The 16716-nt window shown below is 58.9% G+C and carries 15 protein-coding genes and 1 tRNA gene; 9 read left to right on the top strand and 7 right to left on the bottom strand.

Annotated features, from left to right (window positions below; genetic code table 11):
• Positions 1-644: 644 nt before the first annotated feature.
• The 3 genes from ribA to DRW39_RS07900 all read right to left on the bottom strand — a co-directional run bounded on the left by ribA (position 645) and on the right by DRW39_RS07900 (position 4690).
• Entirely contained in the window at positions 645-1277 is a 633-nt protein-coding gene (gene ribA / locus DRW39_RS07910; RefSeq protein ID WP_116106486.1) for a GTP cyclohydrolase II, read from the bottom strand.
• Positions 1278-1413: 136 nt separating this feature from the next.
• The gene (locus tag DRW39_RS07905) at positions 1414-3810 is read right to left on the bottom strand and encodes a zinc-dependent metalloprotease (RefSeq protein ID WP_116106732.1); all 2397 of its coding nucleotides are present in this window, start codon (positions 3808-3810) and stop codon (positions 1414-1416) included.
• A 244-nt stretch (positions 3811-4054) separates the two neighbouring features.
• The gene (locus DRW39_RS07900; protein ID WP_116106485.1) at positions 4055-4690 is read right to left on the bottom strand and encodes a peroxiredoxin; all 636 of its coding nucleotides are present in this window, start codon (positions 4688-4690) and stop codon (positions 4055-4057) included.
• 217 nt (positions 4691-4907) lie between these two features.
• Between DRW39_RS07900 and DRW39_RS07895 the strand changes: the two genes are divergently transcribed.
• Positions 4908-5696 carry a phosphatase PAP2 family protein gene (locus DRW39_RS07895; protein WP_157975993.1) on the top strand — a complete coding sequence of 263 codons (789 nt, stop codon included), beginning with the start codon at positions 4908-4910 and terminating at the stop codon, positions 5694-5696.
• A gap of 61 nt (positions 5697-5757) precedes the next feature.
• The gene (locus DRW39_RS07890; RefSeq protein WP_116106483.1) at positions 5758-6555 is read left to right on the top strand and encodes a class I SAM-dependent methyltransferase; all 798 of its coding nucleotides are present in this window, start codon (positions 5758-5760) and stop codon (positions 6553-6555) included.
• Positions 6556-6710: 155 nt separating this feature from the next.
• On the opposite strand, the gene DRW39_RS07885 is transcribed toward DRW39_RS07890, so the two are convergent.
• Positions 6711-6784 (bottom strand) — tRNA-Ala (locus DRW39_RS07885).
• A 154-nt stretch (positions 6785-6938) separates the two neighbouring features.
• Here DRW39_RS07885 and DRW39_RS07880 point away from each other — a divergent pair.
• From DRW39_RS07880 to DRW39_RS07870, 3 genes are all read left to right on the top strand, one after another.
• Positions 6939-7400, top strand: coding sequence for a DUF1573 domain-containing protein (locus tag DRW39_RS07880; protein WP_116106482.1), 462 nt, complete (start codon positions 6939-6941; stop codon positions 7398-7400).
• Positions 7401-7483: 83 nt separating this feature from the next.
• Entirely contained in the window at positions 7484-8068 is a 585-nt protein-coding gene (locus DRW39_RS07875; RefSeq protein WP_116106481.1) for a hypothetical protein, read from the top strand.
• Complete coding sequence (locus DRW39_RS07870) at positions 8068-8856, top strand: LytTR family DNA-binding domain-containing protein (RefSeq protein ID WP_116106480.1); 789 nt, start codon at positions 8068-8070, stop codon at positions 8854-8856. Before DRW39_RS07875 ends, DRW39_RS07870 begins: the two co-directional genes overlap by 1 nt.
• A gap of 10 nt (positions 8857-8866) precedes the next feature.
• Here DRW39_RS07870 and DRW39_RS07865 read toward each other — a convergent pair whose 3' ends face one another.
• The gene (locus DRW39_RS07865; RefSeq protein ID WP_116106479.1) at positions 8867-9217 is read right to left on the bottom strand and encodes a transmembrane 220 family protein; all 351 of its coding nucleotides are present in this window, start codon (positions 9215-9217) and stop codon (positions 8867-8869) included.
• A gap of 28 nt (positions 9218-9245) precedes the next feature.
• Between DRW39_RS07865 and DRW39_RS07860 the strand changes: the two genes are divergently transcribed.
• Complete coding sequence (locus DRW39_RS07860; RefSeq protein ID WP_116106478.1) at positions 9246-10157, top strand: aldo/keto reductase family oxidoreductase; 912 nt, start codon at positions 9246-9248, stop codon at positions 10155-10157.
• Positions 10158-10203: 46 nt separating this feature from the next.
• Here DRW39_RS07860 and DRW39_RS07855 read toward each other — a convergent pair whose 3' ends face one another.
• Positions 10204-11436, bottom strand: a complete 1233-nt coding sequence (locus DRW39_RS07855; protein WP_116106477.1) for a metallophosphoesterase — start codon at positions 11434-11436, stop codon at positions 10204-10206.
• Positions 11437-11532: 96 nt separating this feature from the next.
• Here DRW39_RS07855 and DRW39_RS07850 point away from each other — a divergent pair, with 96 nt between their 5' ends.
• Positions 11533-12285, top strand: a complete 753-nt coding sequence (locus DRW39_RS07850; RefSeq protein ID WP_116106476.1) for a head GIN domain-containing protein — start codon at positions 11533-11535, stop codon at positions 12283-12285.
• Between the two features lie 3 nt (positions 12286-12288).
• Here DRW39_RS07850 and priA read toward each other — a convergent pair whose 3' ends face one another.
• Entirely contained in the window at positions 12289-14763 is a 2475-nt protein-coding gene (gene priA / locus DRW39_RS07845; RefSeq protein WP_116106475.1) for a primosomal protein N', read from the bottom strand.
• A gap of 278 nt (positions 14764-15041) precedes the next feature.
• Here priA and DRW39_RS07840 point away from each other — a divergent pair, with 278 nt between their 5' ends.
• On the top strand, positions 15042-16151 hold the full coding sequence (locus DRW39_RS07840) for a DUF4407 domain-containing protein (protein ID WP_116106474.1): 1110 nt from the start codon (positions 15042-15044) through the stop codon (positions 16149-16151).
• Between the two features lie 24 nt (positions 16152-16175).
• Positions 16176-16673, top strand: coding sequence for a dihydrofolate reductase (locus DRW39_RS07835; protein ID WP_116106473.1), 498 nt, complete (start codon positions 16176-16178; stop codon positions 16671-16673).
• Positions 16674-16716 lie beyond the last annotated feature (43 nt).

The raw sequence follows: 16716 nt of genomic DNA, 5'->3' as shown, positions 1-16716 counted from the left end.
GGGTTGAGGACCTCCCGGTCCGAACGCACCCGAGCGCAGCGAGGGGCAGGCAACGCCATGGTCGGACCAGAGGTCCTGCACCCGAGCTAGTGGTATCCCGGGTTGAGGACCTCCCGGTCCGAACGCATCTGAGCGCAGCGAGGGGTAGGGGATGCCGTGGTCGGACCAGAGGTCCTCCACCCGAGCTAGTAGTGTCCCGGGTTGAGGACCTCCCGGTCCGAACCTACCCGAGTGCAGCGAGGGGTAGGGGATGCTGCGGTCGGATCTGAGGTCCTCCACCCGAGCTAGTGGTATCCCGGGTGGAGGACCTCCCGGACCGAACGCACCCGAGCGCAGCGAGGGGCAGGCAACGCCATGGTCGGACCAGAGGTCCTGCACCCGAGCTTGTGGTATCCCGGGTTGAGGACCTCCCGGTCCGAACCTACCCGAGTGCAGCGAGGGGTAGGGGATGCCTTGGTCGGACCTGAGGTCCTCCACCCGAGCTAGTGGTGTCCCGGGTTGAGGACCTCCCGGTCCGAACCTGTCCGAGCGGAGCAAGGGGCAGGGAACACCCCAGTCGGACCAGAGGTCCTCCACCCATGTTGGTGGTGCCCCGGGAACAACCTTACCCGTTACGGAGCTCACTTCTCCTGCGCCCCGGCGCCCTACTTTAACCAGTGACCCATATCAAGCCGCTTGGTGCGGAGGTAATTCTCGTTTTCCTTGCCCGGGGAAACGATGATGGGCAAGCGACGTACCACCTCGATGGGTCCGTCGCCGAAGGAATCTACCTTTTCGGGGTTGTTGGTCAGCAACTGAATGCGGTGAATGCCGAGGTCACCCAGAATGCCCTGAGCCACATCGTAGTGCCGGGCGTCTACTTCCAACCCGAGGTGTACGTTCGCTTGGATGGTATCCATACCTTGGTCCTGTAGCTGGTAGGCCCTGAGTTTATTGATGATACCGATACCGCGCCCCTCCTGGCGCAGGTACACGACCACGCCCTTGCCGGAGGCGGTCAGGCGTATGGCCCGGTCCAGCTGCTCGCCGCAGTCGCACCGCTTGGAGCCGAACAGATCGCCGGTAATGCACTCGGAGTGCAGGCGCACGATTACGTCGCTGTCGGGGTCCATGTCGGGATGCACCAGGGCGAGGTGCGGGGTATAGTCCTCCTCGTCGCCGGCGTAGGCGATCATCTTGAACATCCCGTAGGGGGTGGGGATCAGGGCTTCGGCGCGGCGAGTAGCGTCGGTGAGGTCAGCGGAGGGGAGGAGCAGGGAGTCGCCGGACTTGGGCATGGAGCGTATCGCGATTATTCGTGCAAGGGTAACGCCTGGAACGGAAGGGGGTTGCATGGCGGCGGACCGGTAACGAAAGCCCCCAACCTCCGCGGGGGAGATTGGGGGCTTAGTCTCCCGGATAGTAGGGGAAGGCTTATTTGCCGGTCATAACTTCCAGGCCGGTCAGGGCAACCTGGATCCGCTGGCTGAGTTCCGAGAGGTGACCGGTCACTAAGGCGTCGGCCTGGCGGCCGAGGAGCCCGGTGCGGATCTCCATCAGATTGGCGCGGGCGGAGGCGCGCACGTCGGCCGCTACGTCCTCATTTTCGAGGAGATCGGTCAGGGCATCAACGTAGTTAGCCTGCAGGTTGCGGCCGTAGCTGCTGTTGGTGTTCTCCGCGTTGAAGACGCCGGTGCGGGTGTCCTCCATGAGGTCCATCACGCCGTAAGCCTGGGTATTGCGGGCCTGCTGCTCGACCAGGCGGTTCAGGCGGTCTTCGTTCATTAGCGTACCGATGGCGTACGATTGGAGGCCTTCAATCTTCTCGGCGACGCCGGTGGCGGAAATGCGCTGGAGAATGTCTTCGTTCACCAGCCACATGGGCGTTTTGAAGATCTGCTCGTTGATGAATTTAACGGCTGCTTCCTGCTTATCCCGCGGGGCGGTTTCGTACACGATTTTATTCTCATCGCTGCTGCGCTGCCATTCGTAAACGCTGCCGACGTTATTGGCCACGTGGCCGGTGTAGCGGCGAAGTTGGCCGATCACGTTGTCGTACACTTCTTCGAGGTTATCGAAGTACTTACCGTCTTCGGCCATCCATCCCTCCAGCTCGGGCACAATACGCTTCAGGTTGGCGATACCCAGCGTGGAAGCGAGTACGGCGTCGTCACCAATGTCTTCGGTCTGGGCGCTGGCGTCGTAGCCGTTGCGGGTCTGCCGGCCGTAGCGGTAAATGGGATCGTCGGCTTTCTCCTTGACCATCTCGTTCAGGACCTGGTCTTCGTCACCTTCCGGGATGGGCAGGTAGCCGTAGCGGATGGCGTAGTAATCGTAGGGGCCGATCTTGGGGTGGAGACCCACGCCTTCGTCTTCCGGCTGCGCCACGTAGTTAAAGCGGGCGTAGTCCATGATGCTGGGCGATACGCCGTTTTCCTGTACGAAGCCCGGGGTGCGTAGCTGCTCTACGGTGTAAGCGGGGCTCGAACCCATATTGTGGGGCAGGCCCAGGGTGTGTCCGACCTCGTGGGCGGCTACGAAGCGGATCAGTTTGCCCATCACTTCCTGCTCGAATTTGGGGCTGCGGGCGTCTTCGTTTACCGCGGCGGTCTGGATGAGGTACCAGTTGCGCAGCAGGTTCATCACGTTGTGGTACCAGATGATGTCACTCTCCAGGATCTCACCGGTGCGGGGGTCGTGCACGTGGGGTCCTTGGGCGTTCTGGATCTCGGTGGTCACGTAGCGGATCACGCTGTAGCGGACATCCTCGGGGCTCCAGTCGGGGTCTTCCTCCTTGGTGGGCGCGTCCTTCGCCATGATGGCATTCTTCAGGCCGATCGCTTCGAAGGCCTGCTGCCAGTCATCGACTCCCTGCTTGATGTAAGGTGCCCATTCTTTCGGGGTGGCGGGGTCGATGTAGTAGACGATCGGCTTTTTGACGTCCACGAGTTCGCCGGCTTCCCAGGCCTCCATGTCAACGGGCTCGAGCCGCCAGCGGGTGATGAAGCGTTGCGTCTCGGCGCGTTGGGCGTCCAGGCCGTAGTTGGTCTGCTCGATGCTGAAGTAGCCAACACGGGGGTCGTATTTGCGGGGCTGCATGGGCTCCTCCGGCAGGACGATGAAGCTCTGGTTCATCTCTACGGAAAGCGTACCGGTCACTTTGTTGTCGGGCAGCTCGTCGCCCTTGTAAGTCAGCACGTGGCGTACTTCCACGTTGCTGGGGAAAGCCTTCACGTTCATGATGAGGCTGCGTTCCTTATCCAGCCCCTTGATACCGAAGCGCTTCCGTTCGCTATCGTCAAGCGCGCCGATCATCGGCTCGTCGTTGGTGAAGAAGGGGGTGACATCGGCTACCACCGAGGCGCTGTCGGGACCGTAGGCCTTAATGTCGAAGGCGGCGACGATGGGCTCGAAATTGTTGTTCTTGACGGACTGGTAGACCGGCAGTTCCTCGATGGCTACGCTGTTGTAACTGACGCTGCGCAGTAGGACTTTTTCACCGTGCTTCTGCCAACGAACGACCTGCTGAGGACGGCTCTTCATACCGGCACCACCGAAGTTGAGGCCCTTTACGTGGCCGCTGATCCGGCTCACCACCAGGATCTCTTCGTCTAACAGATCCATGGGAAGCTCGAAGTAGGTATTTCCTTCCTTCATAATGACGCCGAAAAGGCCGTCCTGGATGTCGGCGTCTTTGGTCAGTTCCTTATAAGCGTCTTTGTCTTCTTTTTCGGATTCCTCCTCCTTATCGTCCGCCTGGGCGAGCAGGCCATTGGCGCCGAAAGCGCAGGAGAAAAGCAACATGAGGAAGAGTAATGAATATCGGTTCATTCGGTTAGATTGATTACGGTGGGCTACGATATACCGGAAGGGTGGGCAGCGCCGGATGATAATTTCGGCCAAGATGCCCATTTCGTTGCTAAAACAACAGTCTGATCGACAATTCGGGTTGAATGATCGCCCGTTGTGTCCGCGAATTCGCAAGCTTGCAGACGCGGTAGCTGCGACAGGGCGCTGAATTAAAAACCGGCCCCCCCTTGCGGGAGTGGCCGGCTGTCAAGTGGATCGTTTCCGCTTAGCGATTAGGCTGCGGCGTCGTGCGCAGGTAAGGCTTGATGACTTTGTGTCCCTTGGGGAATTTGTCGGGGATATCCTCGGTCTTGATACTGGGGCTCACGACGACGTCCTCGCCGTCGTTCCAGTCAACCGGAGTAGCGACGCTGTAGTTGTCGGTCAGCTGGAGGCTGTCGAGTACCCGCAGGATCTCCTGGAAGTTACGTCCGGTGCTGGGCGGGTAGGTGAGGGTCAGGCGCACTTTGCGCTGGGGGTCGATGATGAAGACAGAGCGAACGGTGAACTTGTCATCGGCGTTCGGGTGCATCATATCGTAGGCGGTGGCCACCTTCTTTTCCGAATCGGCGATGATGGGGAAGTTCATCTTGCAGTTCTGCGTTTCCTCGATGTCCTTCACCCAGCCCTTGTGGCTTTCCAGGTCGTCGACACTGAGGGCGATCACTTTGGCGTGGCGCTGCTCGAAAGATTCCTTCAGCGCGGCGGTGCGGCCCAGTTCGGTGGTGCAGACGGGGGTATAATCGCTCGGGTGGCTGTACAGGACGACCCAGTGGTCGCCGGCCCAGTCGTAGAAATTAATGTCGCCCTCCGTAGTCTGGGCGTCGAAATTGGGTGCTTGATCTCCTAATCGTAAAGGCATGGTTGTTCATTGTGGGTTGAACCTCAATAACGTGGCAGTCCCGCTACGGTTGAAGCGGAAGGGAGCGGATATAGTTTGCCCTTCGGTAGTGGCGATTTGTCTGCTACTCATCGCAATGTCCGCCGCAGTGGTGTACTAACCGGTTGTTAATCAGCGTAAAATATCGTATTCTTACGGGTGCTGCCAAGCCCGGTTTGCTCCACCAACAATGTGCCGCATGCTGTCGATTCGACATTTTATTCTCTGGTTCCTTCTTTGCTTCGCCCTGGCCGCCGGTGCGCAGGATTTTCCGTACACGCTTAATCCCGAACGGGAAATTGCCATGCTTACTGCGGCCGGCAGTTTGAGTATGACATCTCATACCTTGGAAAATAAGTTGGATGGTCACTCGCCTACGGAGGTGGCTACACTGCAGCGCAAGAGCGTGTGGTTTGTCGATCGGGGCGCCACCCGCCACCGGTCTGAGGTCTTCCGGAACATCAGTGATGAGGTGCTTCGCGGCTCGATGTTGCTACCGGGAACGCTACTCTTTAGCAAGCCAGCGCGCCGCAAAGGCCTGGTGCTGGCTACGCTACTCGCGGAAACCATGCTGGCCAACGACGGACTGACCAAAGCATCAAAAATCATCGTCCAGCGCAGCCGTCCGTATATCTATAACCGGTCGGTGGACATTGATGCCAAGCGCGGGGAGGATTCCCGACAGTCTTTCGTTTCCGGCCATACCTCTAATACGGCCGCCCTGACCTTCTTTACCGCCAAGGTTTTTCACGACTTATATCCCGATAGCCCCTGGCGCCCCGTGGTCTGGGCCGGCGCGGCCACTATACCGCTCGTTACGGGCTACGCGCGCTACCGCGCGGGCAAGCATTTCCCCACGGATATTGCGGCCGGTTATGCGCTTGGGGCGGCACTGGGGATCCTTGTTCCCCAACTGCACAAACGCGGTGGAGAGCACTGGTCGATGACGGCTACGGCCGACGGCTTGGGAATTGCCTATCGTTTCTGAAGCACCTTCCTTCTAATTAGCTGGCTTTTTACCTGCGCTCCGCCGCCCTATATTTATCTCCATGGATTACCTGGAAACGAACCGGGCGCATTGGAATCAACGGACGGCCGCCCACCTGACGAGTGAATTTTACGATGTGGAGGGTTGGCTCTCCGGAGGGGAGTGCCTTCGCGATATCGAACTGGGCCTTTTGCCACCCTCGCTGGCGCGAAAGTCACTGCTGCACCTGCAGTGCCACTTCGGGCAGGACACACTATCCCTCGCCCGAAGAGGGGCCGAAGTGACGGGTGTGGACCTCAGCGATCAAGCCATCGGCGCCGCCCGTGAGCTATCGCAGCGCAGCGGGCTACCGGGTCGGTTCATCAATTGCGATGTTTACAGTCTGCCCGAACACCTCGACGAGACCTTCGATATCGTGTTCACCACCTACGGCACCATCGGCTGGCTCCCCGACCTGGACAAATGGGCGGCCATCGTGTCCCGCTACCTAAAGCCCGGCGGGCAGTTCGTTTTCGTCGAGTTTCACCCCCTTGCCTGGCTCTGGAACGCAGACCGGACCGGCATCCAATACGGCTACTTCTCCCGCGAAGCCATCGTAGAAGAAACCACCGGCAGCTACACCGACGGCAGCGAAGAAGTATCGGGCACCGAAGTCAGCTGGGACCACCCCATCAGCGACGTGATCAACGCCCTGCTCCATCAAGGCCTCGACCTCCGCCAATTCGAAGAGTACGACTACAGCCCCTACGATTGCTTCCCGGACCTAGTCGAAGTAGCCAAAAACCGCTACCACTTTAAACAGATGCCCGGACTGATCCCCCTAACTTACTCCCTGGACGTAGTCAAGCCCCTCAATTAATCAACCAAATCCAGTATGGGGTGTCCCGCAAGCACCCGAGCAAAGCGGGGGGCAACTACTCCACCGACTACCGTACTACCCCGGATGCCGCAGGCAGCTGACTAAAGACTACCGTACTAAAAAAGGGACATTCGCAAAGCGAATGCCCCTTTTCGTGGAGAATACCGGAGTCGAACCGGTGACCTCTTGCATGCCATGCAAGCGCTCTAGCCAGCTGAGCTAATCCCCCGTGGCGTTTAAGCGAGGGCAAAGATAAGGGTAGCCGATGGAACTAGACAAACATTCGGAACAAGATTTTTACATGCCGTTAACAGCTTTATCCTTGGTAGTGCATCATCTTTCGACCGATCTTTACGTTATAACCGCAAGAAACAACTTGAATTATGAAGCGCCTTTTTTCCTTCTTCGCTCTGTTCCTGTGCGTTACGTTCGCCGTTAACGCCCAGTCTCCCTCGGTCATGCCGGGTGAGGGTAACCCCGAGGTCATGACCTTCGAAACCAAGGAGATCGACTACGGAACCATCGAGCAGAACTCGGATCCCTACCGCACCTTCACCTTCACCAACACCGGTGAGGAGCCCATCGTAATCACCAACGCCGTCGGTTCCTGCGGATGTACCGTACCCAGCTACAGCGATATGCCCGTTGCCCCCGGTGAATCCGGTGAGATCAAGGTGCGCTACGCCACCGACCGCCTCGGCAAGTTTCGCAAGCGCGTGACCCTCACCACCAACGTGACCAAGGACCCCGTCGTGCTGACCATCATGGGCGAGGTGCTCGAGAAGCCCGCTCAGCCCGAGGCCGTTCCCGCCGGTGAGGCCGGAATGTTTAACAACGGCAAGTAGTCCCGGCACCCGCCCGGAATTCAAACCAACGAATTCGATGATGCCCGCTTCCGACAGGAGGCGGGCATTTTCTATATTTGGCCATGCCATACCGCGAGAAAAGCCTTAGTGGCCTGGCCCACCGGGCGGGTTTCGAGTTTAGTGCAGCCGATGATTTCGGTCTTCACCGCTATTTGAGCGACTTCCGGCTGGCGAATCGGGGCCGGCGCCGCGCCGTTTCGAATATCCTGCGCAAGCAGGACGGGCTGATGGAAAAGGATGCGTACATCTTCGATTACAGCTACCAGGACTACGGCGATAAGCATACTACCCGGCAGACGGTCTTCTTTCTACAGAGTCAGCAACTGACATTGCCCGGCCTGGATATGCAGCCCGAAACGATCCTGCATAAACTGGGGGAGCTCTTCGGATTTGATGACATCGACTTCGTACGCTTCCCGAAGTTCAGCAAGCAGTATCGCCTCACCGGCGATGATGAAGACTATATTCGGCATCACTTTACCGACGACGTGTTGAACTATTTCACCCTGAATAAGGGTTGGTCGGTGGAAGGCATCGGTTACTACCTCATCGTGTACAAAAAGGGGATGCTGCTGCCGCCCGAGGAAATCCTACACCTTTTCCAACGGGGTATGACCGTTTTTAAACTCTTCTCCGCGCCGGACTGATGCTCAATCGCAACCCATTTTCCCGCCCCTTCCCGGAACGGCCCTTCAGCCGGCCGGTGGTGATCGGTCACGGGCGCACGGCGCTATTCGTATTCATCGCGCTGCTCTTCATCTTTTCTATCGGCCAAGCCCTGGCGTACGGCCTGATCGTCTTCGCGGTCGCGCTGGCCTATCACCTGGTGACCGAGCAAATCGGCGTGCGGCGGACGGGACCGAAGTGGACCATGGCCAAGTGGACGCTCGACCAGGCGGTGCTGCTCCTGCTGGTTTCCGCGGCCTGCTTTCTGCTGTATAATTATACCCGTGATTGGGCGGTGATGGACCTACAGGTTTTTCTCTACATCGCCGTGCCTACCGTGCTGGTCGGTCTCTTGCCCATCGTCTTCAGCGGACTGGCCGTACAGATACGCGCGGAACGGGAACACCAGAAAGTGGCGAGCCGGCTACAACTCAGCGTGATCGGGGGCAACGGCAACAACTCGCCCCTAGGTAACGGGCAACCATCGGGGGAGGGGACGCCGGACAGTATCGTCGTCGGTCACCAACCGCGCGCCAAATCGAAAACGACGATCTACTTCGAGAGCGGCCGGGAAAAGGAGATCGATCAGCCGCTGGACGTTATCGAAACCGAGTACGCCTACGATGGATTGCTGCGCTGCCACCCGCAATATTCCGTCAATCCGGACCACATCCTGGCCGTGACCGCGGACGCCCAGGGCCTCCGCCTGACCGTGCACGGAACCACGCTGAAGGTGCCCGTTACGATCGAAAACTTCTCCAAATTTTAGCGGCCCGGTACTACGAGCCCTTGCGGGCGTACATCGCCAGGGCGATCGTACAGATCAACAGGCCGAAGAATTCGCGCGTCAGTTCGATGTGGGGGGATTCGGCCTTCATCTGGCCGGCAATCGTGGGCATGCCTTCCCCGATCCAGGTGATGAGATCGGGTACGAGGGTGAGCATCCAAATCGCCGCGGCGCCCAGCGCTACGTAGACGAGAAGCCGGGGGGGCTTGCTGAAGAAATTCCAAACAGCGATTACGGCTACGCTACCGTACATCAGTACCCAGATCGGCCAATCGGGATCGTTTAGCTGCCAATAAGCGAACAAAGCGAAGAGAACGGCAACTACAAGATGGAGATATTTCATATTGCTAGATTAGCGCAAAATTGAACACATGAACGCCGACCAACGCGGCCTTAGCCCTTCGGGTCCCCAATTATCCGAAATTGTCGCCGGTACCATGACCTGGGGCGAATGGGGCAGTGATTACAATACGGCCACGATGGCGGAGCTGATCGGTCACTGTCTGGATATCGGCATCACCTCCTTCGATCACGCCGACATCTACGGAAGCTACACCACCGAAGCGGCTTTCGGTGCGGCCCTGGCCCAGCACAGCGACACCGTACGCGAGCAGATACAGCTGGTCACGAAGTGCGGGATCCAGCTCGAATCCGCCCACCGCCCCGATACCCGGGTGAAGCACTACGATGCAAGCTACGATCACATCATCGCATCCGCCGAACGAAGCCTGCGGAATTTGCGCACCGATTATATCGATCTTTTGCTCTTTCACCGCCCCGATCCGCTAATGGAGCCCGAGGAAATGGCCCGTGCTTTCGACGACCTGCGTTCTTCCGGCAAGGTGCGCTACTTCGGCGTGAGCAACTTCACCCCCGGCCAATTCGACCTCCTTCGCCAACACACCGATCTGGTCACCAATCAGGTAGAGTGCAGTCCTTTACACCCCGATCCGCTCTTCGACGGAACCTACGACCAGTGCCAGATGCACAGTCTGCGCCCCATGGTCTGGAGCCCGCTGGGCGGCGCCGATTACTTCAAGGGAGAGGGCACGAAGCTGCTGCGTTTACGTTCGAAAGTGGAAGAGATCGGTGAAAAGTACGGCGTCGAGGAAGACGTGGTGCTGTTGGCCTGGTGCCGTATGCATCCCACGCGCCCCGTTCCCGTCATCGGGACCACCAAAAAAGAGCGCATCACCCGGTCACTGAAAGCCCTAGATCTCCCCCTCGACCGCCAGGAATGGTACGAGATCCTGGAAGCCGGCCGCGGCCACGAAGTGGCGTAGGTCAGCAGGTAGCAGGTCCAGGTAGTGAATGGTCAATGCTTACAGGCTACCCCCTGACCCCCTTCAAAGTAAGCACCGTAACCTCCGGCAAAATACCCACCCGCCCCGGATAGCCTAAAAACCCCAGACCGCGATTAACGTACAGCGACTGTGTCCCCTTTCGGTACAAGCCGGCCCACTGCTCGTAGATGTACTGAGAAGGCGACCAGCGGAAGCCGGGAATCTCGATGCCGAACTGGAAGCCGTGGGTGTGCCCGCTGAGGGTGAGATCGATGTCGGGATATTCGGGGCGGATGAGGGCATCCCAGCTGGTGGGGTCGTGGCTGAGCAGGACTTTACAGTCGCAGTCTTCCGTACCGGCGGCGGCTACGGAGAGGTCGCCGTACTTCGGGAAGCGCATGATGGCCGACCAGTTCTCGATGCCCAGCAGGCCCAGCGTACTGCCGTTGATCTTCAACTTGCGGTGCTCGTCACGTAGGAGGTCCCAGCCCAAGCGCTCGTGGATGGCGTACACCCGCTGCATATTGTTCTCCTTTTCACGGTCGTCGTTCCAGGGGACGTAGTCGCCGTAGTCATGGTTGCCGAGGATGCTGTACACCCCGTGCTTGCCGCGGACTTCCTTGAAGATGTCGATGTAGGGTTCCATCTCGTCCGCCCGGTTGTTGACGATGTCCCCCGTGAAGACGACGATGTCGCCTTCCTCTTCGTTGATCATCCGGACGGCTTCCTTCAACGGCTCGGTGCGCGTCCAGCTGCCGGAATGCATATCGCTGATCTGGACGATGCGAAAGCCTTCCAGGCCCGCCGGTAGATTAGCAACGGGCACGTCCACGGAGAAGCGGCGGTAGCGATAGGCGTTGCGAACCATGCCGTAGGTAAGGGTCACCAACGGGACGCCCCCGGCCACCAGGGCGGTCTTGCTCAGGAAGCGGGAGCGGCTGGTATCGCGTTTGGTCACCGGACTGATGCGGTTGATGATCCAGGTGACGCCGCGGCGCAGGTCGTCGATCAACAGGAAGAACGCTACGGGAACCTTGCTCAGGTACAGAATGAAGACGACGGCCCGGCTGTAAACCTTGAGTCCGTCCGACCATGCCTCCGTGACTTCCAATACATTGAGTACGATGAAAGCGAAGCTCAGCACGCTGAGGGCCCAGTAAATTACGTAAGCGGTTCGTCTGGTAGAGGGACTATATTTGGAAAGCCAACTGCGGAGGGCCTGGAAGGCATACGCATCAAGCGCGCCCATGACCGCAAGTAGAATAAATAATCTAGACATGCCCCCATTAACGTCGGGTGACCTAAAAAGATGATGGACAAATGCAACGCCGGTGACTACCACTCGTCCTTCGTGTAACAAACAATCTGATCAACTATGAAAGCAATATCCACCCTCTTCTTTTTGCTCATCGTGACCACCCTCTCCGCACAGGTAGAAGTCAACAACGGCGGCGGCTGGTTCGGCTTCGGATCCGGTGACCGGGTAAAGGGCAACGGCGATGTAGTAACCCGTTCCCGAAACATCGATGGTTTTACCGGAGTCAAGACCTGCTGCTCGTTCAAGGTAGAAGTGGCGGAAGGAAACTTCGACGTGCGCGTGGAAGCGGAAAGCAACCTGCTGGAATTCATCGAGACCGAAGTCCGTGGCCGCACGCTGCACATTAAGTACACCGAAGACGCCAACTTTAAGTCGACCGAGCCCATCGTTGTCTACGTCCGGCTACCCAGGCTGGAGTCCATCGACGCCTCCAGCAGCAGTCGGGTGACGGGAACTACACCGTTCACCGGTGACGATCTGGACCTGGATGTAAGCAGTTCCGCTAATATCGAAGTGGAGTTTAGCGGCGACCACGTCGAACTGGACGCCAGCAGCTCCGGCCGCATCGACGTAAAGGGCTCCGCCCGGCGGGTGACGGCCGACGCCAGCAGCGCCAGTAGGATTGACGCCGGTGACCTACGTGCCGATGAAGCGGACGCTGACGTAAGCAGCGCAGCGAATATCTCCGTCCACGCCGAAAAGCGCCTGCGCGCGGATGCCAGTTCCGCCGGCTCGATCAGCTACAGCGGCAGTCCCAGCGATATTCACACCGACACCAGCAGCGCCGGTAAGGTCCGGGGCCGAAATTGATCCCTAATACGGATCGACGTCGACGACTACGCGAACGTTCGTCAGGCCCTTTGTGGTCGAGAGCTTGTCCGAAGCCCGTTGAATGATGCTCTTCACCCGCTTCAGCTCGGCGGGGTGGGGGGGCAGGCGCAGGACGATATCCTGCAAATAATAGGTGCGTAAACGGGCGATCGACGGCTCGAACGGCCCCTCTACCAGATCGCCCAGCGCGTACGTCAGCCACTTACCCATCAATTTAGCTCCCTCTTCCGCCGTTGGCCGCCGGGTGTGTCGGAGCTGTATCCGAATCATCTTCCGGTAAGGGGGGAAGGCATGCGCCCGCCGGTTATCCGCCTCCCGCTGGATGAAGTTATCGTAGTCGGCCGCCAGGACGTCGGTCAATACGGGATGGCTCTCTTCGTGTGCCTGGATGATCACTTTGCCCTGGCGTTCGCGGCGCCCCGCCCGCCCCGCTACCTGGAGCATGAGCTGGAAGGCGCGTTCGTCCGCCCGGAAATCCGGAAAGCGCAACAGTTGGTCCGCACTGATGACCCCAACCAGGCCAACCCGGTCGAAATCCAGGCCCTTGGTCACCATCTGGGTTCCCACGAGAATGTCCAGCTCGCCGACCTCGAATTGCTGCAGGAGTTTTCCCAGCGCGTTCTTTCCCCGCGTCGTGTCCAGGTCCATACGCGCGATGCGGGCTTCCGGCAGGAAGATCTTGAGCTCGTCCTCGATTTTTTCGGTCCCGGTTCCGCTGAGCTTGAGCTGCACCTCCCCGCAGGCCGGGCACTGCTCCGGGGGAGAGGTGACGTAACCGCAGCAGTGGCAGCGGAGCCGGTGCTGGTATTTGTGGTAGGTGAGACTGACGTCACAGTTGACGCACTGCACCGACCATTCGCAGGTAGGGCAGAAATAGACCGGCGCGAAGCCTCTGCGATTCTGGAACAGGATCACCTGCTCCCCCCGCTCGATGGTGGCGCGGATGTTGTCGATCAGGGTAGGCGTGAAGAAAGGGTGGTGCATGCCCTTTTCATCGGTTTCCCGGCTGTTGGCAATGGATATTTCCGGCAGGGCAACGCCGCCGTAGCGCTCCCGCATGACGATCAGGCCGTATTTGTCCGAGCGGGTGTTTTCCCAGCTTTCCAGGCTGGGGGTGGCACTGCCCAGTATCGCCTGTGCCCCGTGCTGGTGGGCCAGGTACATGGCGACGTCGCGACCGTTGTAACGCGGATTGGGATCGTGCTGCTTGTAGGAGGGATCGTGCTCCTCGTCGACTACGACCAGGCCCAGATTGGTGAAAGGCAGGAACAGTGCCGAACGCGGACCGACCACCGACTTTTCCCCCGAGAGCACGGCCTTCCAGATCTCTACCCGCTCCATATTATTCAGGCGACTGTGGTAAACGAGGATTTTGTCGCCCAGTACCCGCTGTAACCGCTTGGTGATCTGCCCCGTCAGGGCGATTTCCGGAAGGAGGTACAGTACCTGCCCGCCCTTGGCGATCGCTTCCTCCATCAGTTCCAGGTACACCCGGGTCTTCCCGCTGCCCGTCACGCCGTTTATGAGCGCGGGTTTGCCACTGGCATGTATCCGGCGCACGTCGCCTAGGGCTTCTTCCTGCTCCCGGCTCAGCGCACCGGCTTCGGCGCTGGCCTCCGTGGCGTCGATCCGGCTGATCTCCCGGTCGTAAAATTCGAAGATTTCCTTCTTGACCATGGCCTTGATGACCGCATCGGAAGCTCCGGTCCGCTTGCTGAGGTCCGCACGCCGGACGTAGGGTTGCTTGCGACTCGTATCCATGTATTCCAGCAACACCGCCGTCTGCTTCTCCGAGCGGCTCACCAGGTCGAAGGCACTGATCTGCTCGGCTTCCGTCCGGTATTTGGGTCCGAAACGCACGCATTTAACCTCCAGGGGTTTATACCGGTCGCTAAACTCTTCTTTGGGGAAGATCACGTGGCGATCCAGGAGGCCGCGGATCACCGGGTAGACCGTTTTACGCTGCAGGATGTCCCGGATGTCCTTTAACGAGAGCTCCGATTGCAGGGTAAGCGCCTCGACGATCAGATACTCGTCTTCGTTCAACTCCGTAATATCGTCGCTGAACATCGGCCCCAGCGTAATGATCGTCTCGCTGGCCATCTTCAGGTGGCTCGGCAGCCCGGCGGTCATTACTTCGCCCAGCGTGCAGCAGTAATAGTCGGCCATCCATTCCCACAGTTCCAATTGCCGCTCGGTCAGCAGCGGATTCACGTCGATCACGCTGATGATCGGCTTGGTCTTGAAGCCGGGATCCTTGCCGTGCAGCCGCCGGATAATGCCCGCGTAGTGCTTATTCCGGCTGAACTGCACCTCCACCCGCTGCCCCGCCCGCAATTGTCCGACAAACTCCTCGGGCACCCGGTAGGTGTACGTCCGGGCCAGCGCCAGCGGCAGCACGACGTCGGCGAATACCGTACCGGTAGTGGGGGGGTCTGGATGAGCGCTGCGGGTCACGGAAGGAATTTAAAATAATTTGTTGCAAATGTAAGAAGGATTGAATGATTGAATTAGTGAAGGACCGGATGCCGCCATTCACTAATCCACTAATCCACTAATTCAAAAATTCACCAATTAGTACAGGGCGACGGAGCGCAGGATATAGAGATGCCCCCCGGAAAGCGCACTCGTCCAAGAAGCTCCTTGGTTGATCGAATGGATTCCACGGCGGGGTGCGGCGGGAATACTTTGGTCCCATCAATTACCCTCGACCATTACCCAAATCCCACCAACCTATGTCTTCCACCAAAGATTTCTTCCTTTTCTGTTCGGGCGTTGACCGTACTACCCTCGACCAGGTGCCCAGTGACGAGAACAAATATCTCGGGATTGGAGGCACGATCTTCTTCACCGGCGTGCTTGCTTTCTTTTCCGCGGCCTACGCCTGCTACACGATCTTCGATAGCTACCTGCTGGCCACGGCTTTCGGCGTCATCTGGGGACTGATGATCTTCAACCTGGACCGCTATATCGTGTCGAGTATGAAGAGCGACCGGGGTTTTTTCAAAAACTTTCTGCTGGCTACGCCCCGCATTGCGATGGCTGTCTTACTTGCGCTGGTGATCTCGAAACCGCTCGAACTGAAGATCTTCGAAAAGGAGATCGACGCCGAACTAATCGTGATGGAGCAGGAAACCTACAAGGAGCAGGAAGACCGGATTCAGGCCCGTTACACCGATTTAATTAATACAAACGTCGCCGAAGCGAACGAATGGAAAAGCGTCATTGCCGAAAAGACCGCTGCCCGGGACGCCGCCGATGCCGCGGCCCTCGCCGAAGCGGATGGCAGTGGCGGATCCGGTATCCGGAACATGGGGCCGATTTACCGCGCCAAGCGGGCCATCGCGGACGAAGCGCAGGCGGAATTAGACGCTACGACCGCTCAGTTGCAGCCGCAAATTGACGAAAAGACCAGCCGGGTGGCGGAATTACGAGCCACCATCGCGGAAGAGGTCACCGCCCTCGACCGGGGCACCTACGGAGGGATGGCGGCCCGCATTGAGGCGCTTGAAAGACTGAGTCGGCGCAGCGAAGCCGTGCAACTGGCGGTCTTGTTCGTGACCCTGCTGTTCATCGCCATCGAGACCGCGCCGATCTTTACTAAGCTGATCGCTCCGCGTAGCCCGTACGACTATCTGATGGCCGAGCACGAACAGCGCTACGCCGTCACCGCCGAGGAAAGCATGACCGAGCGGGCCGGCAAGCTCAAGAACCGCATTCGCTACCAGACGGAGGTCGGGGTCTATCAGACCACCGCGGACATCACCGCCAAGAAGGTCGAGATCGATCAGAAGCTGCGGCGCTACCGCGAGGAACTCGGCGAGCCTGGTTTGGGGATGGGATAAGCCACCCGTTGTACCTTGGCGACCATGAAGCTTTCCGCCATCGTCGCCACGGATCGAATCGGCACCATAGGTAAGGACGGGGAAATTCCCTGGTACCTGCCGGCCGACCTGAGGTATTTCAAACGGGTAACCTTGGGTCATCCCATCATTATGGGCCGAAAGACCTTCCGCAGTATCGGCCGGCCCCTGCCGAAGCGGACCAACATCGTGCTCACCCGCGACCCTTTCTTCACGGCCACCGGCGTGGTGGTGGTGCACAGCCTACGGGAAGCGGTAGGCCACCCGGCGGTGACCGAGTCGGAAGAGGCCTTTATCGTCGGTGGCGGTGAGATTTACCGCGACAGTTTGCCCTTCATCTCTACGGTCTACCGCACCATCGTTGACGCCGAGATAAAGGATGGTGACGCCTTCTTCCCGGAGCTGGATCCGGAGCGGTGGCGCGAGGTCTGGAGCGAAGCTTACCGGCCGAACGGGAAGAATGAATTGGCGTACCGCTTTTCCCGGCTGGATAAAATTAAATAACACAAATAGTTGTTTATTAATTTAATTAGTGGTTAATTGTGTC

It is taken from the genome of Lewinella sp. IMCC34191 (assembly GCF_003390935.1).
In the GTDB taxonomy this organism is placed as follows: domain Bacteria; phylum Bacteroidota; class Bacteroidia; order Chitinophagales; family Saprospiraceae; genus Neolewinella.
Note: the sequence above shows the minus strand (reverse complement) of the source record. Positions and strands in the feature narration are given on the sequence as shown.

Bases quoted from the DNA above. Each gene is read 5' to 3' on its own strand.
- DRW39_RS07860 (WP_116106478.1), top strand. From the start codon at position 9,246: ATGAACGCCGACCAACGCGGCCTTAGCCCTTCGGGTCCCCAATTATCC.
- DRW39_RS07880 (WP_116106482.1), top strand. From the start codon at position 6,939: ATGAAGCGCCTTTTTTCCTTCTTCGCTCTGTTCCTGTGCGTTACGTTC.
- DRW39_RS07905 (WP_116106732.1), bottom strand. From the start codon at position 3,810: ATGAACCGATATTCATTACTCTTCCTCATGTTGCTTTTCTCCTGCGCT.
- DRW39_RS07865 (WP_116106479.1), bottom strand. From the start codon at position 9,217: ATGAAATATCTCCATCTTGTAGTTGCCGTTCTCTTCGCTTTGTTCGCT.
- DRW39_RS07870 (WP_116106480.1), top strand. From the start codon at position 8,068: ATGCTCAATCGCAACCCATTTTCCCGCCCCTTCCCGGAACGGCCCTTC.
- DRW39_RS07890 (WP_116106483.1), top strand. From the start codon at position 5,758: ATGGATTACCTGGAAACGAACCGGGCGCATTGGAATCAACGGACGGCC.
- DRW39_RS07850 (WP_116106476.1), top strand. From the start codon at position 11,533: ATGAAAGCAATATCCACCCTCTTCTTTTTGCTCATCGTGACCACCCTC.
- DRW39_RS07835 (WP_116106473.1), top strand. From the start codon at position 16,176: ATGAAGCTTTCCGCCATCGTCGCCACGGATCGAATCGGCACCATAGGT.
- ribA (WP_116106486.1), bottom strand. From the start codon at position 1,277: ATGCCCAAGTCCGGCGACTCCCTGCTCCTCCCCTCCGCTGACCTCACC.
- DRW39_RS07855 (WP_116106477.1), bottom strand. From the start codon at position 11,436: ATGTCTAGATTATTTATTCTACTTGCGGTCATGGGCGCGCTTGATGCG.
- DRW39_RS07840 (WP_116106474.1), top strand. From the start codon at position 15,042: ATGTCTTCCACCAAAGATTTCTTCCTTTTCTGTTCGGGCGTTGACCGT.
- DRW39_RS07900 (WP_116106485.1), bottom strand. From the start codon at position 4,690: ATGCCTTTACGATTAGGAGATCAAGCACCCAATTTCGACGCCCAGACT.
- DRW39_RS07895 (WP_157975993.1), top strand. From the start codon at position 4,908: ATGCTGTCGATTCGACATTTTATTCTCTGGTTCCTTCTTTGCTTCGCC.
- DRW39_RS07875 (WP_116106481.1), top strand. From the start codon at position 7,484: ATGCCATACCGCGAGAAAAGCCTTAGTGGCCTGGCCCACCGGGCGGGT.